This is a genomic window from Pacificoceanicola algae, from assembly GCF_049341065.1.
Taxonomy (GTDB): domain Bacteria; phylum Pseudomonadota; class Alphaproteobacteria; order Rhodobacterales; family Rhodobacteraceae; genus Pacificoceanicola.
Genome location: NZ_JBMPIX010000005.1, coordinates 87,253 through 110,004, shown reverse-complemented (window position 1 = coordinate 110,004; position 22,752 = coordinate 87,253). Strand labels below are relative to the sequence as shown.

The 22,752-nt window shown below is 59.8% G+C and carries 21 protein-coding genes; 10 read left to right on the top strand and 11 right to left on the bottom strand.

Going from position 1 to position 22,752, the window contains the following annotated elements; genetic code table 11:
• Positions 1-38: 38 nt before the first annotated feature.
• Genes ACOYQJ_RS09625 through ACOYQJ_RS09610 form a run of 4 tightly spaced genes read right to left on the bottom strand, consistent with a single transcriptional unit; the run spans position 39 to position 6,041 of the window.
• Positions 39-1,121 (bottom strand): peroxidase, FMP-type, encoded by a 1,083-nt coding sequence (locus ACOYQJ_RS09625; RefSeq protein ID WP_422905811.1) that lies wholly within the window; start codon positions 1,119-1,121, stop codon positions 39-41.
• A 27-nt stretch (positions 1,122-1,148) separates the two neighbouring features.
• Complete coding sequence (locus ACOYQJ_RS09620; RefSeq protein ID WP_422905810.1) at positions 1,149-2,966, bottom strand: flavin monoamine oxidase family protein; 1,818 nt, start codon at positions 2,964-2,966, stop codon at positions 1,149-1,151.
• Complete coding sequence (locus ACOYQJ_RS09615) at positions 2,963-4,180, bottom strand: FAD-dependent oxidoreductase (RefSeq protein WP_422905809.1); 1,218 nt, start codon at positions 4,178-4,180, stop codon at positions 2,963-2,965. The genes ACOYQJ_RS09620 and ACOYQJ_RS09615 overlap by 4 nt, the downstream gene beginning before the upstream one ends.
• Before the next feature lie 52 nt (positions 4,181-4,232).
• Positions 4,233-6,041 (bottom strand): M61 family metallopeptidase, encoded by a 1,809-nt coding sequence (locus ACOYQJ_RS09610; RefSeq protein WP_422905808.1) that lies wholly within the window; start codon positions 6,039-6,041, stop codon positions 4,233-4,235.
• A 25-nt stretch (positions 6,042-6,066) separates the two neighbouring features.
• On the opposite strand from ACOYQJ_RS09610, the gene ACOYQJ_RS09605 reads away from it, so the two are divergent.
• Positions 6,067-6,387 carry a hypothetical protein gene (locus ACOYQJ_RS09605; RefSeq protein ID WP_422905807.1) on the top strand — a complete coding sequence of 107 codons (321 nt, stop codon included), beginning with the start codon at positions 6,067-6,069 and terminating at the stop codon, positions 6,385-6,387.
• Positions 6,388-6,831: 444 nt separating this feature from the next.
• On the opposite strand, the gene ACOYQJ_RS09600 is transcribed toward ACOYQJ_RS09605, so the two are convergent.
• On the bottom strand, positions 6,832-7,470 hold the full coding sequence (locus tag ACOYQJ_RS09600) for a TetR/AcrR family transcriptional regulator (RefSeq protein ID WP_422905806.1): 639 nt from the start codon (positions 7,468-7,470) through the stop codon (positions 6,832-6,834).
• Between the two features lie 114 nt (positions 7,471-7,584).
• On the opposite strand from ACOYQJ_RS09600, the gene ACOYQJ_RS09595 reads away from it, so the two are divergent.
• The 7 genes from ACOYQJ_RS09595 to ACOYQJ_RS09565 all read left to right on the top strand — a co-directional run bounded on the left by ACOYQJ_RS09595 (position 7,585) and on the right by ACOYQJ_RS09565 (position 14,920).
• Positions 7,585-8,418: an FAD binding domain-containing protein gene (locus ACOYQJ_RS09595; RefSeq protein WP_422905805.1), complete on the top strand. Its 834-nt coding sequence runs from the start codon at positions 7,585-7,587 to the stop codon at positions 8,416-8,418.
• Positions 8,415-8,915, top strand: coding sequence for a (2Fe-2S)-binding protein (locus ACOYQJ_RS09590; protein ID WP_422905804.1), 501 nt, complete (start codon positions 8,415-8,417; stop codon positions 8,913-8,915). Before ACOYQJ_RS09595 ends, ACOYQJ_RS09590 begins: the two co-directional genes overlap by 4 nt.
• Complete coding sequence (locus ACOYQJ_RS09585; RefSeq protein WP_422905803.1) at positions 8,912-11,293, top strand: xanthine dehydrogenase family protein molybdopterin-binding subunit; 2,382 nt, start codon at positions 8,912-8,914, stop codon at positions 11,291-11,293. Before ACOYQJ_RS09590 ends, ACOYQJ_RS09585 begins: the two co-directional genes overlap by 4 nt.
• 46 nt (positions 11,294-11,339) lie before the next feature.
• Complete coding sequence (locus ACOYQJ_RS09580; protein ID WP_422905802.1) at positions 11,340-12,398, top strand: C4-dicarboxylate TRAP transporter substrate-binding protein; 1,059 nt, start codon at positions 11,340-11,342, stop codon at positions 12,396-12,398.
• 86 nt (positions 12,399-12,484) lie between these two features.
• Positions 12,485-13,051 carry a TRAP transporter small permease subunit gene (locus ACOYQJ_RS09575; RefSeq protein ID WP_422905801.1) on the top strand — a complete coding sequence of 189 codons (567 nt, stop codon included), beginning with the start codon at positions 12,485-12,487 and terminating at the stop codon, positions 13,049-13,051.
• A complete protein-coding gene (locus ACOYQJ_RS09570; RefSeq protein ID WP_422905800.1) occupies positions 13,048-14,376 on the top strand; it encodes a TRAP transporter large permease in 1,329 nt (442 codons plus the stop codon). The genes ACOYQJ_RS09575 and ACOYQJ_RS09570 overlap by 4 nt, the downstream gene beginning before the upstream one ends.
• A 223-nt stretch (positions 14,377-14,599) precedes the next feature.
• The gene (locus ACOYQJ_RS09565; RefSeq protein ID WP_422905799.1) at positions 14,600-14,920 is read left to right on the top strand and encodes a DUF202 domain-containing protein; all 321 of its coding nucleotides are present in this window, start codon (positions 14,600-14,602) and stop codon (positions 14,918-14,920) included.
• 265 nt (positions 14,921-15,185) lie between these two features.
• Here ACOYQJ_RS09565 and ACOYQJ_RS09560 read toward each other — a convergent pair whose 3' ends face one another.
• Together ACOYQJ_RS09560 and ACOYQJ_RS09555 are read right to left on the bottom strand one after the other, a co-directional pair.
• Complete coding sequence (locus ACOYQJ_RS09560; protein ID WP_422905798.1) at positions 15,186-15,362, bottom strand: hypothetical protein; 177 nt, start codon at positions 15,360-15,362, stop codon at positions 15,186-15,188.
• Positions 15,363-15,370: 8 nt separating this feature from the next.
• Positions 15,371-15,607: a YdcH family protein gene (locus tag ACOYQJ_RS09555; protein WP_422905797.1), complete on the bottom strand. Its 237-nt coding sequence runs from the start codon at positions 15,605-15,607 to the stop codon at positions 15,371-15,373.
• A 156-nt stretch (positions 15,608-15,763) separates the two neighbouring features.
• Between ACOYQJ_RS09555 and ACOYQJ_RS09550 the strand changes: the two genes are divergently transcribed.
• Positions 15,764-16,696, top strand: coding sequence for a hydrogen peroxide-inducible genes activator (locus ACOYQJ_RS09550; RefSeq protein ID WP_422905796.1), 933 nt, complete (start codon positions 15,764-15,766; stop codon positions 16,694-16,696).
• A 43-nt stretch (positions 16,697-16,739) separates the two neighbouring features.
• Here ACOYQJ_RS09550 and ACOYQJ_RS09545 read toward each other — a convergent pair whose 3' ends face one another.
• Genes ACOYQJ_RS09545 through ACOYQJ_RS09535 form a run of 3 tightly spaced genes read right to left on the bottom strand, consistent with a single transcriptional unit; the run spans position 16,740 to position 19,753 of the window.
• Positions 16,740-17,753, bottom strand: a complete 1,014-nt coding sequence (locus tag ACOYQJ_RS09545; RefSeq protein WP_422905795.1) for a cytochrome d ubiquinol oxidase subunit II — start codon at positions 17,751-17,753, stop codon at positions 16,740-16,742.
• A 4-nt stretch (positions 17,754-17,757) separates the two neighbouring features.
• Entirely contained in the window at positions 17,758-19,194 is a 1,437-nt protein-coding gene (locus ACOYQJ_RS09540; protein ID WP_422905794.1) for a cytochrome ubiquinol oxidase subunit I, read from the bottom strand.
• Positions 19,195-19,207: 13 nt separating this feature from the next.
• Positions 19,208-19,753: a GbsR/MarR family transcriptional regulator gene (locus tag ACOYQJ_RS09535; RefSeq protein WP_422905793.1), complete on the bottom strand. Its 546-nt coding sequence runs from the start codon at positions 19,751-19,753 to the stop codon at positions 19,208-19,210.
• 364 nt (positions 19,754-20,117) lie between these two features.
• Here ACOYQJ_RS09535 and hisD point away from each other — a divergent pair, with 364 nt between their 5' ends.
• Positions 20,118-21,413, top strand: a complete 1,296-nt coding sequence (gene hisD / locus ACOYQJ_RS09530; protein ID WP_422905792.1) for a histidinol dehydrogenase — start codon at positions 20,118-20,120, stop codon at positions 21,411-21,413.
• On the opposite strand, the gene ACOYQJ_RS09525 is transcribed toward hisD, so the two are convergent.
• Complete coding sequence (locus ACOYQJ_RS09525) at positions 21,395-22,747, bottom strand: amidase (RefSeq protein ID WP_422905791.1); 1,353 nt, start codon at positions 22,745-22,747, stop codon at positions 21,395-21,397. The genes hisD and ACOYQJ_RS09525 overlap by 19 nt on opposite strands.
• Positions 22,748-22,752: the final 5 nt, after the last annotated feature.

Genomic DNA, 22,752 nt, shown 5'->3' with positions numbered 1-22,752 from the left:
TTGGCGCCTTCCAAAGGTCAGTCACGCCAATAGTGGCGTCAGGCCTTCTTGCGCAGGGTATTGACCTGAATATGCGGCCAGCGGGTGACGCCGCCATCGGTGCCAAAGTGGAACTCGAAATCCACGATCTGAGCATATTGCAGTTGAAGGATCTCCTCGCCGTCCTCCACCACGGTTTCGATCCACATCTGCATGTCCATCCGCACAACCGGCACGTAGCGCCGCACGATCGGCGTGTTAAGCACGCCGCCCTGCGCCCCGGTCGCCTCTTCGGTGTCCAGCGCCAACATGGTGTAGCCTGTGATGTTCTGGTCTTTGATCGCGTCACGCAGAATTAGGTCGGGGCGCACCGAGTAGGGATATAGCTCATGCGCCAGAATGCGCTGCGTATAGGTGCGGTTTCCGCTGGGATCGCTGATCGGCAGACCAGTGTCGAACACCCAGTCGGGCGGCGGTGCGTCAAGGTCGATGGGGGTCGAAGGCGTGGCGCCTGCGCCGCCCATGCTTGGCGAGATCGACAGATGTGGCTCTTGCCAGGCTGCCTTGCCGGTTGGAAATTCCGGCTTGCCCTTGTGCTCGCTACTGTGCCCGAACATTTGCATGGTGCTGCCATGCGGGATCACGCCGCTGCGCGCGACCGAATAGTCTGGCACATAGACCGGCCCGTTGGCACCGGCACCGGACGCCAGCTCTGGCGCGCCAAGATCCTGCTCGACGCTCTCGTCGTCGGCGGGATGGTTGTAGATCTGGTCGAGCCAGAGATACATACCGTTTTCCTCGTGCAGCAGGTTGCCGTTTAGGTCGCGGATGGCCGTGTCGTATTTGACCGCGCCGCAGAATTGCTCGTTTGCACCGGCCCGGTTGCGCACACCGCCGGGCACCAGCGAAAAGGTCAGCTCTTCGGTGTAGTTCTGGCACAGGAAGGTGAACTTGCCGGGGATCATCTCTGAATTGGTGCCCGGCGACGGCATGCAGGTCGTGTGCACGCCCCATAGCGTCGGTGCGGCGGTGGGATTCACGTTGACCCATGTGCCTTCAAGCTGCTTGAGCACGCCGTAATCAGCCTGTTCGCCCTGCTCTTTGAGAACCTCAGGTGTGAATTTTGGAGGGATAGCAACCATGTCGGACGTCCTTCTTAATATTGGGGTTCAGCCGCAAATCAGTTTGTAGATGGAAGTGTCGATCAGCGGCGACATATCGAGATAATCCACCAGAACAGACTCCGCGGTGCAGAACGCGCCTTCGACCCAGGCCTGATCGTTGGAGAACGCCGAGCCGACAAGATAGACCGGAGCCCCCTTCAGGCCTGCTATCTGCGCAGGGGCACGCAGCCTTTGCATCACGTCGGTGATGTCGTAATGCGCCGCCCATGCGTGGTAGCCCGCGCCGAACGGATTGCGACTCCAGTTCAGGTAATAGGTGCTGAGCGCCTGCGGGATCTGATGCGCGGCATTGGGATCGCCATAGTGCACCTTGGCCAGTTGCAGGCGCAGCATGCGCTCCATCTCGGGCGGGGCCACCGTGCCGCCCTGCAGCGGCTCGGTGTTGCGGCTATCGGCCACCTCGCGACGTGCATCGCCGGGCAATTCAAGCTGCGCCCAGAAATCCACAAAGCGTTCGTCATCGTAAGATGCCAGCAAACCATATACCGGCTTGCCCGCGTAGCCCGGAAGCGCGTTGTCGCCGAAGTAATAGATCTGGCGCAGCGGCAGGTCGGTGATGGTCGGACCAAAGACATTGTCGGTGACCCCGTCAGAGGTCAGCTTTGGCGGGTATTTCGCATCCTTCCACCAACAGGAGTCAAAGAACATCGCTACCTTGTAGGAACTCTGGCGGATGACCGATTCCAGATAGTTCGCCACCGTGCCATCGTTGAGAAAGTCGGTGCCGTCGGGCGGGCTGTCATAGCGTGTCGCCTGCGCCACCAGCTCTACCGATTCCGGCGGCATGGCGAGAAAGGCGCAATCGGTGGTCTGCGCTCTGCCAGTGGCTGCAAAGGGATCTTCGGCGGTGGCGAGCCTAAAAGCGATCTCGTCGTGCTGCATCCAGATCGAATGCAACCGCGTGCCTTGGTGCAACTCAAACGTCGCGCCGCAGTCTTCGGCGGCGGCCACAGCCTGTCGGTACAGTTCGACAAACAGCCGCGAATACCCGCCCGCGATGGTCTTGAACTTGCCACCCGGGGCGAATTCGCCGTTGTAGAAAGCCGCGTCGGCGGCGTTCCAGTTGATCACGTTTGAGCTATAGCCCCCGGCATCGGCGGCATAGTTGAAACCCTCGTTTCCGGCCTGGTCGTAGAACACGTTCCAGTAGCCAACGTTGCTTGCGATCTCACCGCCGCTGTAGACGAAGGAGTTGAAGGACTCTGGCAGCGTTCCGTTGGCGTAGAAATTGCATTGCGCGGTCCGGGTGGTCAGATCGGCGTCGCCAGTGATCAGGTTTGAGATGTTGGTAAAAATATCGGTGGCCGGGGCCTCGTTGTTGCCAGGGGTATTGTAGGGCGCGCGGACGTCGCCCGGTCCGCCGCCAAGCTGGTCTTGGTAGAAATGTTCGCCCCTCAGGAAATACAGGGGATTTTCGGTGGTCAGGAAATCCACCACATCGCCCTGCATGCCCAGATCGCGGATCGTCTGGGACACGAGCCGGTGCCCCGGTGAGGGTGCCGAGGTCGGTTGGCCGTCCTTGTCGGTCTCGTGTTGCGAGCCGTCCCATTCCAGGAACCGCATGCCACCGATTTCGATATAGCTGCCCGACAGATCCTCCCCCTCACCGGACGGGGCGGGAATGTGTTGCGAGCAGATGCGCCCGGCGGGTTGGCGGTGCTTGCCATCGCCGTCGAAATCATATGTGCCCCACTCGTACAGGACCACCTTGTCGCCTTTGCCGGTCTTGCCACTGGAGAGCAGGCGCCACGCCGTATAGAGGCCGCCCGGCCCCGCCCCGAAGATTGTATAGGTTCTGGTCATGCTCTGCCCTCCCGGCTTTCGCTTGCAGTGGTCCAGTCGATGGCGAATTTTTCCAATGGAATCTGGAACTTGCCATAATCCAGCTGGTCACTCGGCTGATCCAGCATCCGCACGATCATGTCGCCAAGGATCGGCACGTATTTACCCGCCCAGCCGGCGGTGTAGGTCACGATGTTGGAATGCTTGCGGCCCCAGGCGGGCGTGTAATCAAGCAGCAGCTCGCGTGAGGAATCCTTCGCCAGCGCGATCAGGCAGGTTGAGGTGAAGCGCGGCACCGGATCAAGGCCGGTCATGTGCTGCGCCACCCATTCGGAATCAAGCGCGAGGTTCTTGGCGGAGGGCCGAAAGCTGCGTTTGTCGGGGTTCGTCAGGGTGACATCGGGGAAATCCGTCGCCACACGGGCATAGCCGGGATGTGACCAGTCGACCTCGGGAAACCCGTAGAAAAGCGCACTGTCGCTGGGGTCCTGAAAGACGAACCAAGTGGGCAGCCGGGTAGCGGCATCGGTGACCGCGAAATAAGCCGAGGACATCTGCCAGATATTGATACCAAGCGCCAGATCCAGCGGCGCCAGCGTCTCGTTGACGTAAGCCCCGGTGCAAATCGCAAGCCTCGCGCCGTCATAGTGTCCGCGTGCAGTGGTCACCGTGATACCGCCGCCATTTTCGCTGATAGCCGTCGACGGCTCCCATTCGTGCACATCAACGAACCCGGTGGCCAGTGCGGCGTCAAACGCCGCCTCTTCCGTAGCCTTTAGATCAATGATCCCGCCGCTGGCTTGAAAGAAGCCTGTGTAATCTTTGGGCAGGTTTTGGAACGGAAACTGCGCCTCGATTTCCGCAGCGGTCAGGCTGGTATAGGGAATATCGAGCCCGTCCATGACCTTTTCCGCCGCCGCGATCCCGCCTTCCTGTGAAGACAGGTTGGGGTCGCCAAACCAAAGGCTGCCGCATTGCCGGATCAGGGTTTTCTGGGTATGGCCCTGAAGCTCTGCCCAGAAAGATTGCGAGGCAAGCGATAACTCGGCCATATAGCTCTGTGCGTATTGCAGACGAAACTGGCGCGAGGCCCCAGCCGAACTCCCGGCATTGTTCAGAACGCCGAACTTCTCGAGCACCAAGGTCCGCCAGCCTCTCTTGCCCGCGTGCCAGGCCGTCGAAAGCCCGATGGCACCTCCTCCGAGTACGATCAGGTCGTATTTCTGGTCTGCCATATTGTCCTCTCCCCCTTGTCCAGCCATCCGGTGTTCCGGCGGCGGGTGTCCGTCAGATCATTGCCTCGACCCCGTGGAAATTTTCGTAGAATGTCACCGCAAAGACCTGACCTTGGGTCGGGGAGAAATCCCGGCCCAGCCAATCGGCAATCAGCTCCGCCTGCTCGCCTGTCCCGGTCCAGCGCAGCCCCGTGACACGGCCATGCGGTTGCGGTGTCATCGTGAATTCCAGTAATCTGTGGCCTCGCCTGACCGACAGCGTGAGCGGCGCCGGCGACGCTGCGGCCCAGTCCATCGCAGCGCGGGTATAGGCAAACCCGTTCACGGCGGTGATCACGTCGCCCGGCGCAAGGCCCACCGAAGCGGGCATGTCATCGGCGACGCCGTAGATCTCGGGCGCTCCGTCATTGAGGAAAAAGACACCGATGGCGTGGCTCTCTTCCACCACGGGTTCCAGTCCCAGCGCGACCAGATCGGCGACGGTGTCGATCCCGGCTGGGTATTTCAACCAGTTGCCTAGAGTATCGCCGAGACCGCCCTCTACGCCATTGAAAAAGTCGATTACCTGTGTGGTTGTATAGCCAAGATATTCAGGTGGCAGCGTCTGGCCCTGGCCAAAGAATTCCAAATAGAAATCGCGGAACGCGGCATCCAGTGATGCGCCAGAACGGATGCGTCGCAGGCGGCTGTCCAAGGCGAAGGCAATCAGCATTCCCTTGTCGTAATAGTCAATGCTGTTGTTGACCCGCCCGGGGTATTTGGCGTGATTGAGATATGAGGCATAAGAGGAATCGACCGCCGACACGCGACCAAAAGCAGGCTGACGCGACAGATGTTGCCAATAGCCAAACACAGCACTGAAGAAATGATCAGGGTCATAGGCTCCGGCACGCGTGCTGACGAGGAATTCGTAGTATCGGGTAAAGCCTTCGGCCATCCAAAGCCCTTCGGTAAAGCAACCGCAGGTCAGCTGTTTTGATAATTGCCCCAGCGGCGCGGGCCGTAGTCGGCGCACGTTCCAGGCGTGGAACAGCTCATGCGCGCAGACCCTGACACCTGCGGCAAAGGCTGCCGGATCGACGTAGACGTCCGGTCCAAGCCCGCTCATGTTGCTGGTCAGATGTTCCAGCCCCCAGTCCGCCTGAGGATTCTGCGACAAGATGAAGGTGTAATCTTCAAAGGGAAATAGCCCAAAAATATCATGAATGGCTTTGATCGCGGCCTCAACAAGATCAAGGAATTCAACGACTTTTTGATCAAAGCCAACCGCCTGATCGACAAAGACAAAGTGGAACGGCACGCTTTTGATCGTCCGCGTGTGGACGGTGGGATTGCCCAGCACCACCGGCGTGTCGAGCAGGATCTCGAAGCTCGGATAGCGCCACGCCGTCGCATCGCCCAGCCGTTGCGCGCCAGAGGGATGGTGGATGTCCCAGCCGTCCGGCAGATTGACATAGTGGACCTCGCAGTCGCCCAAATAGTCGGGATTGAACAAGTAGCGCGTCGCCAGAAGGATTGCATAGTTGCTGTCCACCAACCCCATCGCATCGCCAAGATCGGGGGTATAGGCGCAGGCTGTGTAGCATATGTCGACCCGGTCACGAACACCTGTCAGGCGGTATCCATTCCATCCATCCCGAAAGATTTCCACGCTCTCGTCGGTATCGGGATCGCTGGCGGAGATCTGGAAAAGATCGCGGCCGTAGGGTTCGAATTCATAGTCGCCCGGCACCCAACTTGGCACCGTCAGGGTCATGCCGTCACTGACGGCTTTGCCCGAAAGATGTAGCTTGACGGAAATTTCCAGTTTCTTTGGATCAATAGAAATGACGTATCGAGCGTCGCAATCGTCGCGCTGCATGTATTGCCCTTTGCCGAATTAGATTGTGAAAAATCTTGAAAATACAAACAGCAACAGGCGCGAGGTTGCATTTGCTCAAATGGCAAAACCCCAGCGCTTCACTCATATGAAAGAAGTGAACCAGCGTCATGACCATGCTCGACACATCTGCGGTGAGTCAAGAAAATTGCAACTAAAGCGAGATTGCCCTGCCACAAAGACAACCAATACTATGGCCGCCGATACTGTCACGGATTTGGCACAGACGAGTTGTGTCGCAATTTTTCGGGAAACTTGGATGATAAGAAAGCTTGTCCAGATCAAGCTGCAAGGCTTTGATAAATCACGAAGGAACAACTTTCGTTGAGTTGGCCTTGATGATCGGGTGAGCCGTTTCGATGCCATCCAAAGCTGATCTTGCCGATGTGATCGCATGGAAGCCCTTCACAGGCCTTATGAGTCTCTTGATCCCCCGGTGATCCTCATGAACAACCACGCCGGTCGATAGATCTTTCCTGTGAAATTTGCGACTGGCCTCTCAGCCATTCGCTCCAAAAGCCAATCAGGAAGGCGCTGAACAGATTAATCGTCATTGAGCGGCGCGACACCATATTTGAGCGGCACGGTGCAAATCCATTAGGCAGAGCTGTTCTCGGCGTTTTCAGCGATACCCGGCAGATTGAGCCGCAAAGCCGCATCGCAAAATGCGGCCAACTGTCAGATAGTGATCGCTGGGCCGATAAGCAGTACCTCTGAAGGCGTCAACGGTTTGGACCGGGCTGATGCCATTTTCGTTTGGCGCACCCAACCGTCAGGATAGTGGAACCGAGAACGCCTGAAGAAAGCGGTCTACCGTTCGTTCAATCGCGGGACCGGGATTTTCGGGGCAAGGCATCCGGTAGATGTGCTGGCGGATGCCGATATAGACGATGCCACCATGCAGATTCCAGAGGTCTTCCATGTCCGGCATGATCCCTTGGGACGAGGCGGCACGCACCTCTTCCAGCAGGGGATGCAGAATCATTTTATGCATGTGTTCCAGATATCGCCTGTTCAGCTCGGCCCCCGCCAGACCTGAAAACATGAAGATGCGCATCCACTCATATTCAAAAATCAGCTTGCTGTAGTCTGAATAGAAGGCGAGCAGTCGGCTGCGCAAGGGCACGCTTCTATCCGCCAGAAGGACAGGCCAGTCGGGCGAAAGACGATCAATATAGACCTGTGCATAAACTGCCTCGATCAGGGCGTCCTTCGTTTCGAAGTAATTGAAAAGCAGGGACTGTGTGATGCCGAGATCCTTGGCAAGATCGCGGGTTTTCCCCTCCAGACCGACTCTGGCGAAGAACGCTACGGCGCCGTCAATGATTTGCTCGCGGCGTTCATCCGCAGGCAAACGCTGTCGCCTGGCCTTGTGCGGCGCGTCCTTGGGAGCGGCGGTTTTCTTGCTCATGTCCATGCCCTGTCTTTTGGTCAGAAAAGATTCTTCTTGCAATGACATTCGCTTTATAGATCATATGATCAATAGTCGGCGAGGAGGATTGTCGACTATCAGGGAGGACAGCGCATGAAAGCATCGGCGGGCGGCTATGCCCGGGCAAATGACCTGCGTCACGCGATCGAATTGCTCGGCTCGGCTGATGGGATGGGCCGCGTTCTTGCGGGTGGGCAAAGCCTTGTCGCGGCCATGAACATGCGGCTGACGACCGGCGACCTGCTGATCGACATTTCGCGCATTTCAGAGCTGTCGGGTGTCACTGACGAAGGTGACAGGTTGCGCATCGGCGCACTGACTTGTCATGCGCAGATCGGCACCGACCCCCTGATCAGAGACCATGCGCCGCTCCTGCACGATGCGGTCGCTTACATCGCCCATGCTGCGATCCGTAACCGCGGCACCATCGGCGGCGCGCTGGCTCATGCGGACCCCGCGGCAGAGTTCCCGGCCTGTGTTCTTGCGCTCGACGCGACGATTCATGTGACCGGCCCCGATGGTGACCGCGCCATCGCCGCTGACGACTTTTTCCGCGAGGTATTCGAAACCGCGCTGCACCCGGATGAAATCCTGACCGCAATCACCCTGCCCAAGGCCGGACCGGAAGAACAGCAGATCTTGCAAGAGGTCACACGGCGGTCCGGAGACTATGCCCTGGTCGGGCTTTGCCTTGTGAAACGCAGCGCCGGACATCGGGTTTCGTTGCTTTCGGTGGGGCCGCGACCTGTGCTGGCTCGCAAGGCCATGGCGCAACTGGATTCAGGCGATATCGACGGAGCTGTTGCCGCGCTACGCACCGAAATGGACCCGCCTTCTGACACCCAGGCCAGCGCCGGATACCGCCGCCATATCGCTGGCGTACTGCTGCGCCGCGCGGTGGCGACCCTGACAGGAGAGACGGCATGAGCGAGATTTTCCGCGACAAGGTCGACATCGGCCTGAGCGTCAATGGCGAAAAAGTCGAAGCGCGCGTGCCCGCCGAGCAGCACGTCATCGACTTTCTACGCCAAGAGCTGGGCCTGACCGGCGCGCATGCAAGCTGCGAACACGGTGTCTGCGGGGCCTGCACGATCCGGGTGAACGGACAGGCCGTACGGGGATGTCTTATGCTGGCAGCGCAGTTGGACGGGGCCGAAGTCTGGACGGTCGAAGGGCTATCGGACAACGACGCAATCCGCGATTTGCAGGACGCCTTTGTCGCCCGCAACGCCCTGCAGTGCGGGTTTTGTACCCCCGGCATGTTGGTTGCAGCCGAGGAGCTTTTGGCACGGGGCGGCATTCCAGAGCGCAGCGCGATCCGCGAACATCTGTCCGGCAATTATTGTCGCTGCACGGGCTATGAGGCCATCGTTGATGCCGTTGATGCCGTCGCCCGGCAACGCGCTGGAAAGGCAAGCTCATGACCGTTCAGTTTGGCAACCCCGACCGCCCCAATTCCTACATCGGCAAGACCGTCCCGCGCCCCAACGCCGGGCGTTTGGTCGAAGGGCGTGGCAAATACGTTGATGATATCGTTCTGCCGCGCATGGTTCACGTGGCCTTTGTCCGCTCGCCCTTTGCACATGCCAAAATCAACAGCATCGATGTCTCCGAGGCGAAATCTGCCAAGGGCGTCGTGCGCGTGTTCACTGGCACTGATCTGGCCGAGGTCTGCACGCCTTGGGTCGCTGTGCTTGCGCATCTCAAGGGGCTGAAATCGCCACCCGAACACCCGATGGCCGTGGATCGTGCCTGCTGGGTCGGAGAGCCGGTCGTCGCGGTGGTCGCGACCTCGCGCGCGGCGGCAGAAGATGCCGCGGATCTGGTTGCCATAGACTATGACCCACTGCCCATCGTGGGCGACATGATGACCGCGTTGGACAAGGACACCCCAGTGCTCCACCCCGAAATGGGGGACAATCTGGCGTTTGAGCGCCTGCATGAAGAGGGCGATGTGCAAAGCGCCTTTGCCTCTGCGCACAAAGTCGTCACGGCGCGATTTCGCACTGCGCGCCATACGGGTGTCACACTCGAACCACGCTCGATCCTTGTGGATTGGAACCGGGCAGAAGGTCAGTTGACCGCATGGCATGCGACGCAGGCGCCGCACATGATGCAATCCGTGCTGGCAACGCATCTGGACGTGCCCGAATCCCGCGTGCGTGTGATTTGCGGCGATGTGGGTGGGTCGTACGGCATCAAGGTGCATGTCTACCCCGATGAGATGGCCACTGCAGCGATTGCCAAGATCATGGGACGGCCGGTCAAATTCATTGCAGACCGTCTGGAAAGCTTCAGCACCGATATCCATGCCCGAGACCACGAGATCGAGGGCAGGATCGCGGTAGATGAGGCCGGCAAGATCCTCGCCTTTGACATTGATGACTGGACCGCGATTGGCGCTTATTCGGTCTATCCCCGCACCTCGGCGATCGAGGGAAATCAGGTCGTCAACCTGTGCGGCGGACCCTATGATTTCGCCAACTACCGCGCCAAGACAACGGTTGTTTTCCAGAACAAGACCCCAACCTGCCAGTATCGTGCTGTCGGCCATCCCATTGCCGTTGCGATCACCGAAGGGCTGGTGGATATGGCCGCCGCAGAGCTGGGCATGGACCCGGTCGAGATCCGTCGCCGCAACATGTATGCCGACGATGTCTATCCGGTGACCTCGCCCGCCAAGATGCGGTTTGAAGGCCTGTCGCATCATCAGAGCATGGACAAGCTCATGCAGCTGATGGATTACGACGCGCTCCGCGCTGATCAGGCCGAGGCCCGCAGCCGCGGCGTGCATCGCGGCATCGGCATCGCCAGTTTCATCGAGCTGACAAACCCGTCGCCCTTCATGTACGGTATCGGTGGCGCGCGCATTTCGGCGCAGGACGGTTGCACCGTGCGGATGGACCCGGACGGATCGATCGTCGCGCTGTCGGGCGTCACTGAACAAGGGCAAGGCACCGAGGCGATGCTGAGCCAGATCGTCGCCGAAGGTGTCGGCGTGCCGCCGTCCAAGGTGCGGGTCATCACCGGCGATACGCAGGTCACGCCCTATGGTGGCGGCACCTGGGCGTCGCGCGGCGCTGGCATAGGAGGCGAAGCGGCGCTGCGCTCTGCACGGGCACTGCGCGACTCGATCCTCGAGATCGCGGCGGCGATGCTTCAGGCGGATCAATCGAGCCTCGACATTCGCGATGGCGAAGTGGTCGACAGCGATACCGGGGCGGCGCGTATGCCGCTGGAGGAATTGGGCCGGATCGTCTATTTCCGGGGGGATACGCTGCCCGAAGGGTTGCCGCGCGAGCTGGTGCAGACGCGGCATTACATCACCTCAGAATACCCTTTTGCCTTCACCAACGGTGTGCAGGCCAGCTACCTCGAAGTTGATACGGACACCGGCATCGTGACCCTGCTAAGACACTGGTGTGTCGAGGATTGTGGACGCATCATCAACCCGCAACTGGTCGATGAACAAATCCGCGGTGGCATCGTTCAGGGGCTTGGCGGGGCACTGTTCGAGGAAATCCACTACGACGAGGACGGACAACTGCTGAACGGATCCATGGCCGACTACCTTGTCCCCATGGCTGCCGAGATGCCCGACATGGTGATCGGCCACGTTGAGACCCCGACAAAGGAAAGCACGCTGGGAGCGAAGGGGGCCGGAGAGGCCGGAACCGCCGGGGCCCCCGCTGCCGTGATGAATGCGATCAACGACGCCTTGCGCCCTATGGGCGCGCAGGTCACCGAAATGCCCTTTACGCCGGAACGCATTCTGCGGGCGCTTGGGGCGATAGACGATTGAAACAACAAGAAGATGCACCAAGCATCTTCGCCAAGGGAGGAAAAACATGAAGTTCACAACTTTCAGCGCGGTTGCCGCGCTTAGCATTTCCGCAGCGGGCTGGGCCTCGGCGCAGGAACAGATCACCGTCAACATCGGCTCTTCGCATCCAGAGGCCAACATCTGGGTATATGCGATGAAGAATACCTTTCAGCCCGAGGTGAACCGGATTCTTGCAGAAGCAGGCAACGACTATCAAGTGAACTGGGTCGAGGCCTATGCCGGCACGCTCTACAAATTCACCGACACCCGCGAGGCTGTCATGGATGGCATCGTGGATGTGGGCATGGTCGGCACCGTCTGGGAAGGGGCGAACATGCCCTTGCAGAACGTCACCTATTTCACACCCTTTGCCACATCGGATCATAAGATGATCATCGAGATCTTCGACGATCTGAGCCAGAACCTGCCCGAGTTGGCCAATAGCTGGTCCGAGAACGGCATGGTGCATCTGTCATCGCTGATCACCGACAGCTATGACATCTACGCGACCTTCCCGGTCAACACGATGGCCGACCTGCAGAACCGCAAGCTGAACGCGCCGGGCACCTCGGCAAACTGGCTGCAAGGCACAGGGGCCACGCCCGTCGATGGTGCGCTGACCACCTATTACACCAACATCCAGACCGGCGTGACCGAAGGCACCTTGTCCTTTGCATCCGGCATTCTGCCCACCCGCGTTTACGAAGTGGCGCCCGAGCTGACCCGCGTTGGCATCGGATCCATGTACTTCGGCGGTATCGCGGCCAACGAAGACTTCTTCAACGGTCTGCCCGAACCCGTGCAGCAAGCCTTCCGCGAAGCGGCCAAGGCGACCTCGGTGGCCCACGGCGACTATGTTGCCGATCTGGCCGAACGCGCGATGACTGAAATGCAGGCGGCGGGCCTGACCGTGCGCGATCTGCCCGAGTCGGAAAAGGCAGCATGGGTCAACGGCCTGCCGGATATCGTTGCTCCTTGGCTGGAACAGACCGGCGAGGCCGGCAAGGTTGTGCTGAAGGCCTATTTCGACGCCCTGCGCGAACGCGGTGCGACACCGCTGCGCAACTGGGACGAAGGGCGCTGAACCAGCGCGCATCTGAAAACGGCACCCGTCTGGACACAGTCCCGACGGGTGTATTCTTGATATCTCCAACCCATGAGTAAGCGCGGATGAGCCAGGACAGCCCCAGCGAAACCAACGAAGCCTTCGTCCCCAAGTTTGCCGACGCTCCGGTTGGCGCGGTTTTGGGAACCGTGGCGGCTGTCATGTCCTCTGTTGGCACGCTGTGTATCGGCGGCCTTATGGCACTTGTTGTGGCGGATGTTCTGGGACGAAACTTCTTTGACGCGCCGATTACCGGCGTGTCGGAAATCGCCGCCCGCACCGTCGTGGCCATCGTTTTCCTGCAGGTCGCCGCCGCCATTCAGCAAAAGCGTCTGACGCGGGCGGACTTCCTTGTTCGGAGGCTCAATCGTGCCGCGCCGCGCATGGTTTTCTTGCTTGAGGCGTGTTTTGCCCTGACAGGCGCTGTGGTTTTCGCCCTGATCTTCTGGGCGTCCTGGCCCAAGCTGATCGACGCGTGGCAAGGGGCCGAGTTTTTTGGCGTACAGGGGGTGTTTACCATTCCAACGGCGCCCTTCCGCGCCATCACGGTTCTGGGGTCTGCGGTCGCCGCTATGTCCGCGCTTTACCGGCTCTCCGAGGAAACGCGCAACTTCCGGGGCTTTCACTCATGACCACACTCACCGTTGGTTTCATTCTGATCGCGGTTCTGATCGGGCTGGTGCTGCTTGGCATGCAGATCGCTTATGCGCTGTTTGCCGTGGCCTTCGCGGGCATCTGGATCATCCGCGACAACATGGGCCTCGCCTTCAAGATGCTGGAACTGACCGCCTACAGCGGCATTGCGGACTATCTTTTTGCGACGATCCCTTTGTTCGTCTTGATGGGGCTTTTGGTCAGCGTATCGAATGTTGGCCGGGATACATTCGAGGTAGCCGAGGAACTTCTGCGCCGGATGATCTGCGGGCTGGGCGTGGCCACCGTTGCGGCCAACACGATCTTTGCGGCTGTGACCGGCGTTTCGATTGCCTCTGCCGCGGTTTTCACGCGTGTGGCCGTGCCGGAAATGACTCGTCACGGGTATCGTCCCGAATTTGCTGCAGGAACGGTTGCCGGCTCTTCGGTACTGGGCATGCTTATTCCACCCAGCCTGTTGCTGATCATCTATGGTGTTCTGGCCGAGGTATCGATCGGCGGCATGTTCATCGCGGGAATTGTCCCCGGCATCATGCTGGCAGGTGGTTTTGTGACCATGCTGATTGGCGTGACCTACCTGTTCCCGGGGTTTGTCCTGATCGATCCCGAGGCGTCAAAAGCCCGCCGATTGGACGTGGAGGCTGCAAAAATGCCGCTGCCGACCATGGCGGCCAAGCTTTTCCCTATCGTTATGCTGGTTGTGCTGGTTCTGGGCGGACTTTACACGGGGTACTTCACCCCGACCGAAGCAGGCGGTATCGGGGCTTTTGGCGCTCTTTTGGTTGCGATTTCGCGGCGATCCCTGAACCGGTACAAGCTGTGGGAGGTGATGAAGCAGACCGGCGTCATTTCGGTGTCGATCCTGCTTTTGCTGATCGCGGCCAGCTTCTATTCCAGGATGTTGTCCATTGCGGGCCTGCCGAATGCGATCGCCGGCCTGGTTCAAGACTCGGGTTTTGGCCCGCTGGGGTTCCTGTTTTTCTACGCGGTCATCATCCTGCTGATGGGCATGATCCTCGATAGCACCTCGATATTGCTGATCATGGTTCCGATTGCAGCCCCGATTGCGCAAGGCATGGGCATTGACCTGAGCCATTTCGGGATCGTGACGGTTCTGGCCGTCGAGATCGGGCTGCTGACGCCGCCATTTGGAATCTCGGTATTCACGGTCCACAACACGCTCAATGATCCAAACGTCTCGGTCGAGCAAATCTTTGCGGCGACCATTCCCTTCATCGCAGTGATGTTGTTCGTGTTGGCCTTGGTTGCGCTTTTTCCGGTTCTGTCTACGCTCTTTTTGTAAGTGGCTGACGACAGTCACACGCATACATACCGCTGTTCCACCCGAAAGGCGGATCAAATTCGGTCGATGAAACCGGCCAGCTTGTGAACGCGGATCGACATGCAAAAGATCACTGTCTCAGCTCGGCTGGCTGAGAAACTTGTTCTAGCGCCAAATGGCTTGACTCACAGCACCCCGTTCCCAAAGTCCTGAGCCCAAAACCAACACAGACAGAGTACGATCCATGATATTGCACTACAACGATCATGCCGCCAACGAACGGACCTTCCTGGCTTGGGTCCGAACCGCCATTTCCGTCGTGGCTTTTGGCCTTGCGCTGCCGCGATTGCAGTCTGCCCAATCTACCACGTGGTCGGAGGTCCTGTTGCTGTTGACCGGAGGGCTGGTGATCTTGCTGGCCTATATCCGCATGCATACTTTGCGGTCCCAAATTGCCGCGAAGGCAGAGCTTGACGACAAGGCTATGCCACGCGATATCCCGCTTCTCCTTCTCGTTATTGCATTGTTTTCAATGCTGATTTCCTTCGTCTTTCAGATACAATAGCGGACACGACGCGCAGACGACTGGCTCCCATCGCCACCGCCAGCATTGGGTTGATCGCGCCGATTGCCCCGCGCCGCCACGCGAACCGAAGTAAACGCTTTGAAATCGGCGAAAAATATCCAAGGCGCGACGCGCGGCGATATCTTCAGATGTCGGCAACGACGTCCATCACGGAAAGGCGGCCAAGTGCTTGTGGTTCGCAGGGCTTGCGCAACGGCAGGATCGGAGGGGCGCATGGCCCCTCCGCCGATTGCCGGTCAATCTATCAGGATGCGTCGACGCAAGTCAGGCCCCCGCGTTCGGGTTTCAGCTTTTTGTTATGGGGGCCGTCGCCGTCCGGACCATTCCGGTCCTCGCCACTTAGAGCGCGGCGCATGTCATCAAGGTCCGTGCTGTGCATCATCCTGAGGCCAGTCGTGCGGTAGATATAGCTGAAATACATCACCGCCTTCACACCGCCTGCACTGGGAACCGCGAGCGGTCCGGGCTGCGCAGAAGCGCGTTGTAATGGGTGATCTGGTCCTTCAGACGAAGGCGCTGGCGCTTGAGGTGTTGCAAGGCCACGCTGCATGGCGCCGGCCGTTGCAACTCTTCGTCGATCCGCATCGCCAAATCGTGACGGCGGCGGTGCAGATTTGCGACCCTTGCCTTGATCGAATGCAGTTTTTCAGCGGACGTCTTCTTCATGGCTGGTCTCCTGTTCAATTTTCTTATCGGGGCAATCCTTCGCGATCGCACCAAGGATGTGGGCATAAAAACAATTGGAAAAAGGCGGGAGACCCTGAAACTCTGATCGGCTTTTCCTATCTTATTCAAAAGCCCCGAACGCCGAAGGATCACCCGATGCCCACCGATCTCACTCTCAGGCAGCTGACCTATTTTGTGGCTCTCGCGGACACACGCCACTACCGTAGGGCGGCGGAACGTGTCGGGATCAGCCAGCCCTCGCTCAGCCAGCAGATCGTGGCGCTGGAAGAGGCGCTGGGGCTGGAATTGGTGGAGCGCGGCCAGCGCGGCGCGATCCTTACTCCGCATGGGCGGGCGGTTCTGGAGCAAGCGCGCCGGGTGCTGGATGAGACCGCGACCCTGCGCGCGCTGGCCCAAGACGCGCGCAAGGGGTTCAGCGGGACGATCCGGCTTGGCTCCACCCCAACGCTGGGGCCGTACCTGCTGCCCTATGTGATGCGCCAGCTCCACGAGACCTACCCGAGCCTGAAGGTGATCGTGTGCGATGCCACGCCAGTCGTTTTGCAGGAGGAGCTTCTGACTGGTCAACTCGACCTCATCCTGACGCAATTGCCCGTGCCCTCGGGCGATGCAGAGGTGTTGCGGCTGTTCCGCGAACCGCTGAAACTGGTCATGGCATGGGATCACCCGCTGTCGCAAAAACAGGCGATCACAGACGATGATCTTGCCGCTCAGGACGTGCTGACCCTATCCGACGCCTACCGACTTCATGCGCAGGTTGCGGCGCTTTGCGACGACCTTGGCGCCAATCTTCGGCGCGATTACGAAGGGACCAGCCTAGATGCGCTGCGCCAGATGACCGCGCTGAACATGGGGATCAGCCTCCTCCCTGCCCTCTACGTTCACTCCGAAGTGTCGACGGAAACCGGCGATGTCGCCGTGCGACCTTTCCGCAAGGACAGGGTCACCCGATCTATCGGGCTGGCATGGCGCCGCCGTTCGGCTCATCGCGCCTTGATCCAGCATATGGCAGACCTGATCGGTGCCGTCGTGCAGGAGAGATTCACCGGGGTCGTCGTCGTCGAGTGATCGACATGGCGGACGTCAGGCCCGCCAAATTCTCGGCCTTGCTTCACTCGTAGCTCAGTTCGGTCGCCTTGCCGCGGAAGATCACATAGGCCAGAACCGAGTAAGCGATGATAGTCGGGACAACGAAACAGGCCCCTACCAGAATGATCATCAGGCTTTCGGGCGCGGCGGCAGCTTCGTAGATCGTCAGCCGATCTGGCACCACATAGGGATAAAAGCTGTAGGCGAGCCCGACGTAAGCCAGAGCAAAGATGGCGCTGGAGGTCGCAAAGGGCAACCAGTTCCACCGATCCCCGGCAAAGGGCATGCGCCGCAACATGACCCAGAGCGCCGCGATCAGCGCGCCCGAGATCAACGGCAAGGGCGCCAGCCAGAGGATCTCTGGAAAGGTGAACCATTTGCCAAAAATCCGGTCGCTCACCAGCGGCGTCGCCAGTGACACCGCCACGATCCCCGCGATAACCGCCCACAGGCTGTGCCGAGCCAAACGCAGGCCTTTGAGCTGCAGGTTGTCGGTGGTCTTGTGTACCAGCCAGGTTGCGCCGATGAAGCTATAGCCTACCGCCAGAAAAATCGAGGTGAGCGTGGCAAACAGGTAGGTCTCGGGCGTCTGCTCAAGCCCCATGATGTAGAGGCCCAGCATGAAGCCCTGTGCCAAAGCCGTCGCCAGCGAACCAACAAAGAAGAGACGATTCCATAGCACTTTTTGCCTGCCCTTTGCCTTGGCGCGGAACTCGAATGCAACGCCACGCAGGATCAACCCGATCAGCATCACAAAAACCGGCAGGTATAGCGTGGACAGGATCATCCCGTGTGCCGTAGGGAAGGCCACCAGCAGCAGCCCCACCGCCAGTACCAGCCAGGTTTCGTTGGCATCCCAGAACGGGCCGATGGACCCGATCATGCGATCCTGTTCTTCCTTGGTGCCAAAGGGAAACAGGATCCCAATGCCAAGGTCGAAGCCATCCAGCACGACGTAGATCAGGATCGACATCCCCATCAGAGAGGCGAAGGCCCAAGGCAGCCAGTCGGCGGGGTTTGTGAAGTCAGGAAGCATTGGTTTACTCCGCGGGGCTGAGGGCTGCGACAGACGCTTCGCCCGAACGTGTCATGCTGTCATCGCCGGTATCGTTCCCACGCGCGGCCTTTTGCGCGAGGTGGACGATCACGCCGACATAGGCGACCAGCAGCGCGGCATAGACCGCTAGGTAGGTGACCAAGGTGCCCATCACCATCGGCGTCGGCACGTCGGCCACGGCCATGTCGGTGGTCATGATACCCTGCACCAGCCACGGCTGGCGGCCGATCTCGGTCGTGTACCAGCCGGCCAGCGTCGCCACCCATCCCGAGAAGGCCATGGGGACCAGTCCCCAGAGCAGCGGCTTGGGCAGACCTTCGACTGCCATCCAGTGACCTTTTATGCGACCCTGGTGCCAGTTACGACGGAGCCACATAAAGAAAGCAGCGCTCCAACTCAGGGCAAGCATGGCCATACCCGTGCCCACCATCACACGAAACGACCAGAACACAGGCGTCACCGGCGGGTGCATGGGCGTGCCGTCCTCGGCCACGAAATCGTTAAGACCTGGCACGACCCCGTCCAGGTGGTGCGTGAGGATGAGTGAGGCGCCATTTGGAATGCCGATCTCGAACCGGTTCTCGCGCGCCTGTTCGTCCGGCAGGGCAAAGAGCAGCAGTGGAACATTCGGCCCGGTCTCCCAGTTGGCCTCCATTGCCGCAACCTTCTGAGGCTGATGCTCAAGTGTGTTCAGGCCATGCATATCGCCCACGAAAATCTGCACCGGGATCAGCAGCGCGGCAATGGCAACGCCGGTCTTCAACATCGCCCGCACCTCGCGCGAGCGGTCCCCGATGATCCAGCGGAAGGCCGAGACTCCGGCCACCAGGAACGACACCGTCAGGAAAGACGCCAGCACCATATGGGCAAAGCGGTACGGCATGGAGGGGTTGAAGATGATATCCCACCAGCTTGTGGCATAGGCCACGCCGTCGATCACCTCATAGCCTTGCGGCGTGTGCATCCAGCTGTTCAGCACGACGATCCAGAAGGTGGACAGCATCGTGCCAAAGGCCACCAGTGCCGTCGCCGTAATGTGCAGCCAGGACGGCACACGGGAATAGCCGAAAAGCATGATCCCCACAAAGGCCGCCTCGAGGAAGAAGGCGGTCAGAACCTCATAGGCCAGCAACGGTCCGGCGATGTTGCCCACCGTTTCCATGAAGCCCGGCCAATTGGTGCCGAACTGGAATGACATGGTGATCCCCGAGACAACGCCCATGGCGAAGCTGAGGGCAAAGACCTTCACCCAGAAACGGTAGGCCGCCATCCATTTTTCGTCACCCGTACGCGCAAAACGCAAGCGAAAGAACAGCAGCACCCAGCCCAAGGCGATGGTGATCGTCGGGAACAGGATGTGAAAAGAGATATTCGCCGCAAATTGGATGCGGCTGAGCAGAAGTGTGTCGAGCGCTTCCATTCTGTCGTGTCCTTTAACGTTGCGTGGACGGAAATACGCCGCCCACCTTGTCAATGAGGCCCGCAATCTTGCTGCCGTAGGTCATCAGGCGGACCAGTTTCTCGGTCTCCAGCCGGGCCATGTCCTCGTAGAACTCCGTCACCATCTCGATCATCTCGCGCAGCTCGGCGATGCGTGCCTCAGAGTAATCGTCCCCCGTCGGCCCCTGTATTTCCAGCGCGCGCAGCTTTGTCAGCGTCGGGTCGATCTCACGCTTCTTACGTTCCTCGATCAGGATTCGAACGATTTCCCACAGGTCGTCGGGCGTGGTGAAATGGTCCTTTCGATCGCCGGGCACGTGTTTCATGCACACCAGCCGCCAAGCCTGCAATTCTTTCAGCCCCATCGAGGTGTTGGACCGACTGATGCCAAGAGCATCAGTGATCTGGTCGGCCGTCAGCGCATCGGCCGAGAGAAACAGCAAGGCGTAGATCTGCCCAACAGTTCGATTTATTCCCCATCGGCTACCCATTTCACCGAAATGGAGCACAAATTCCTGATGGAGCGGTGGCATCTTCATTTGTCGTCACCATGATTTGCAGAGTTTTCAGTAATTTCTGAAAATTGAGATAACCCGAGATCCCGCTTGGTCAAACCGCTGCGCCAATGTTCACGCAAATGTTAGTTCGTGGACCGAGCCGGACTGCAGCGCGGGCGTCTGACGGTGCGGACGAGACCAGATCGCAAACGATGCTACAGTGATCACATTTCGTATCGCACAAGCTTGTACTTTGATCGCAGTCCAAAGTTTGCACAGCGTTTCAACACGCCATCCTGTGCTCCGGACTCCCACCGCAGCGTAATGAGAATACGTTTGCAAATTTGTGATCAAGAAAGCATGATTGGCAGAATAAATTCGAAAATTCAGCCAGAAAGGAAACATTGTGCCAACTTCGCAACCGCCTGTCGATGGCGTCACTTGGCTTCGCGCCCCACGCCTCTCTAGTGAGGCTGGAACGGCGGATATCCATGATACTGTTTCCAATGTATTACATGAAGTTAAAACCCGGGGCGACGCGGCCGTGGCTGATTTCGCCCTGCAATTCGACAAAAGCCAACTGACCGCTTTCGAGGTCACCGAGGAAGAGCGGGAGGCGGCGCTTTCCGCGCTCGATTCACAAACGCGCAAGGACACGGAGTTTGCGATTGCAAACGTAACCAAATTTGCTGAAGCGCAGCTTGCCACGATGCTTCCGTTGGAGGTGGAAATTCGCGATGGCGTGCACCTTGGCCATCGTATCATCCCGCTGGAACGGGTCGGCTGCTACGTACCGGGTGGGCGTTATCCACTGCTTTCCGCCCCCGTGATGACCATTGTCCCGGCCAAGGTTGCGGGCGTCGATGAAATCATCGCCTGCCTGCCGCCCAACGCACATCCTGCAATGATCGCCGGGTGTCACCTGTCCGGCGCGCACCGGATTTTCCGCATCGGCGGGGCGCAGGCGATTGCTGCCATGGCCTATGGCACGGAAACCGTGCCTGCGGTGAACAAGATCGTCGGCCCTGGCAACGCCTTCGTCAACGAAGCCAAGCGTCAAGTCTTCGGTCCAGTGGGCATCGATCAGCTTGCCGGCCCCTCCGAGATTTACACGCTGGCCGATGCGACCGGCGATGCCGAGATGATCGCCACCGATTTGCTGGCGCAGGCCGAGCATGACGTGCGCACTCGGGTTGGGCTGATCACCACGGATGCCGTTTTGGCCGAAAAAGTAGAAGCGGAAGTTGCTCGTCAGCTGCAGGAACTTGCCACGGCGAAAACCGCACGGCAGGCTTGGGACGACTATGGCGAGATCGCGATTTGCGCGGATGAGGCCGCGATGATTGCCTATTCCGATTACATCGCAGCCGAGCACCTTCAGGTGCATACAGCTGATCCAAAATCCTTCGCCAAGAAGCTGCGCAACTATGGCTCGCTCTTCATCGGTGAATTGGCCAGCGTTGTCTATTCCGACAAATGTTGCGGCACCAACCACACCCTGCCCACCATGGCGGCGGGGCGTTATACCGGCGGGCTTTGGGTGGGCACCTATGTCAAGGTGGTTACACACCAATGGATGGAACCCGAAGGCGTGAAACAGGTGGCACCGCCTGCCGTACGCCAGAGCACGAGCGAGGGGCTGGATGGCCACCGCCGTGCCGCGCAACTCCGGCTTGACAGGCTTCAGTCCAGCGAAGGCTGAAGCGCAGAGTGATCGGTCGCCGCCTCAAAGGCGGCGCCGATCCGCAGAATTACGTCTTCACCGCCCTTGCGCCCGACGATCTGAAGTCCCAGCGGCAACCAATCAGCCAAACCCATGGGAACCGACAGCGCAGGATGGCCTGTCATGTTGAATGGGATGGTGCGCATGGCCGTCCAGACGGGCTTGCCCGCGGCGAAAGCGGAAAAACGCGGCGCTGGAGCAAGCGTCGTGGGCAGCAAAAGCGCATCGTGATCGGCAAGCACCGCGTCAATGGCCGAGGTAAGACGGGCCACGCATTCGCGCGCGCGAGCCAGCCTTTGGGCCGGGATAGAGTGCCCCGCGCGGATGCTTGCGCGGGCCATATCGCCGATTGCCGCTGGATCGGCCTCAATCATTTCTCCGTGCACCGCATGTCCTTCGGCCAGAATGATGTCAGATCCGGCAGCCTCTGCCGAGCCATATTCCGGCAAGTCGACAGGAACAATCCGCGCGCCGCAGAGGCTGAGCGCTCCGGCGGCGTCGTCAAGCAGCGGCAGAAGCGATGGATGCGCCGACGGGTCCACTGCCCAGCCCCGGCCATAGGCCAGTGACAGCCCGGATATGCCACCGGGCTGCCATGAGCCACCGGTAAGCGCGGCAAAGGCAAGCCCCGCGTCGTCGACACTGTGCGCCAGCACGCCGACATGGTCGAGCGAGGGAGAGAGCGTCATGACCCCCATGCGCGATATCGCGTCAAAAGTGGGCTTCAACCCCACCACGCCGCAATAGGCCGCCGGGCTGCGAACCGAGCCGCCGGTGTCAGTGCCTAGCGCGATGCGCACCAGCCCCGCCGCCACCGCTGCCGCGCATCCGGACGATGAACCGCCAGTGATGTGGGACGCGTTCCAAGGGTTGACAGGCGGGCGGCTCAGCGCCGTGGTATCCGGTCCGACCGTGGCCAGTTCATAGGTCGCGACAACACCAAGAGGCACCGCACCTGCCGCCAGAATCGCCGTAACCGCATCGGCCGTTTCGCCCGCGATGCGCGTCGCCTGTCCGCGCGATCCCCAGCGTATCGGCCACCCCGCGACGTCGATAATGTCTTTCACCGCAAAGGGAATGCCGTGCAGCGGTCCTCGGTCCAGACCGGCGGCCAATTGCTTGTCTGCGATCTCGGCCGCCACCAAGGCGTCGGCTTTGGCCACGTGGATGAAAGCACCGATCTGCGGATCACGCATGGCAATCCGGTCAAGATGCGCCTGAATGAGCGCAACGGAGCTCAGCGCGCCTCTGCGCAGAGCGGCGCCTGCTTCGGCAATGCTCAGGTCACAGGGATTGATCTGCGCGGCGGTCACGGCTG

Excerpts from the sequence above, each read along its gene's own strand:
- ACOYQJ_RS09620 (WP_422905810.1), bottom strand. The coding sequence starts at position 2,966 with ATGACCAGAACCTATACAATCTTCGGGGCGGGGCCGGGCGGCCTCTAT.
- ACOYQJ_RS09555 (WP_422905797.1), bottom strand. The coding sequence starts at position 15,607 with ATGAAGAAGACGTCCGCTGAAAAACTGCATTCGATCAAGGCAAGGGTC.
- ACOYQJ_RS09565 (WP_422905799.1), top strand. The coding sequence starts at position 14,600 with ATGATATTGCACTACAACGATCATGCCGCCAACGAACGGACCTTCCTG.
- ACOYQJ_RS09560 (WP_422905798.1), bottom strand. The coding sequence starts at position 15,362 with ATGTATTTCAGCTATATCTACCGCACGACTGGCCTCAGGATGATGCAC.
- ACOYQJ_RS09580 (WP_422905802.1), top strand. The coding sequence starts at position 11,340 with ATGAAGTTCACAACTTTCAGCGCGGTTGCCGCGCTTAGCATTTCCGCA.
- ACOYQJ_RS09600 (WP_422905806.1), bottom strand. The coding sequence starts at position 7,470 with ATGAGCAAGAAAACCGCCGCTCCCAAGGACGCGCCGCACAAGGCCAGG.
- ACOYQJ_RS09595 (WP_422905805.1), top strand. The coding sequence starts at position 7,585 with ATGAAAGCATCGGCGGGCGGCTATGCCCGGGCAAATGACCTGCGTCAC.
- ACOYQJ_RS09585 (WP_422905803.1), top strand. The coding sequence starts at position 8,912 with ATGACCGTTCAGTTTGGCAACCCCGACCGCCCCAATTCCTACATCGGC.
- ACOYQJ_RS09610 (WP_422905808.1), bottom strand. The coding sequence starts at position 6,041 with ATGCAGCGCGACGATTGCGACGCTCGATACGTCATTTCTATTGATCCA.
- ACOYQJ_RS09570 (WP_422905800.1), top strand. The coding sequence starts at position 13,048 with ATGACCACACTCACCGTTGGTTTCATTCTGATCGCGGTTCTGATCGGG.
- ACOYQJ_RS09550 (WP_422905796.1), top strand. The coding sequence starts at position 15,764 with ATGCCCACCGATCTCACTCTCAGGCAGCTGACCTATTTTGTGGCTCTC.
- ACOYQJ_RS09625 (WP_422905811.1), bottom strand. The coding sequence starts at position 1,121 with ATGGTTGCTATCCCTCCAAAATTCACACCTGAGGTTCTCAAAGAGCAG.
- ACOYQJ_RS09575 (WP_422905801.1), top strand. The coding sequence starts at position 12,485 with ATGAGCCAGGACAGCCCCAGCGAAACCAACGAAGCCTTCGTCCCCAAG.
- ACOYQJ_RS09540 (WP_422905794.1), bottom strand. The coding sequence starts at position 19,194 with ATGGAAGCGCTCGACACACTTCTGCTCAGCCGCATCCAATTTGCGGCG.
- ACOYQJ_RS09545 (WP_422905795.1), bottom strand. The coding sequence starts at position 17,753 with ATGCTTCCTGACTTCACAAACCCCGCCGACTGGCTGCCTTGGGCCTTC.
- ACOYQJ_RS09590 (WP_422905804.1), top strand. The coding sequence starts at position 8,415 with ATGAGCGAGATTTTCCGCGACAAGGTCGACATCGGCCTGAGCGTCAAT.
- ACOYQJ_RS09615 (WP_422905809.1), bottom strand. The coding sequence starts at position 4,180 with ATGGCAGACCAGAAATACGACCTGATCGTACTCGGAGGAGGTGCCATC.
- ACOYQJ_RS09535 (WP_422905793.1), bottom strand. The coding sequence starts at position 19,753 with ATGAAGATGCCACCGCTCCATCAGGAATTTGTGCTCCATTTCGGTGAA.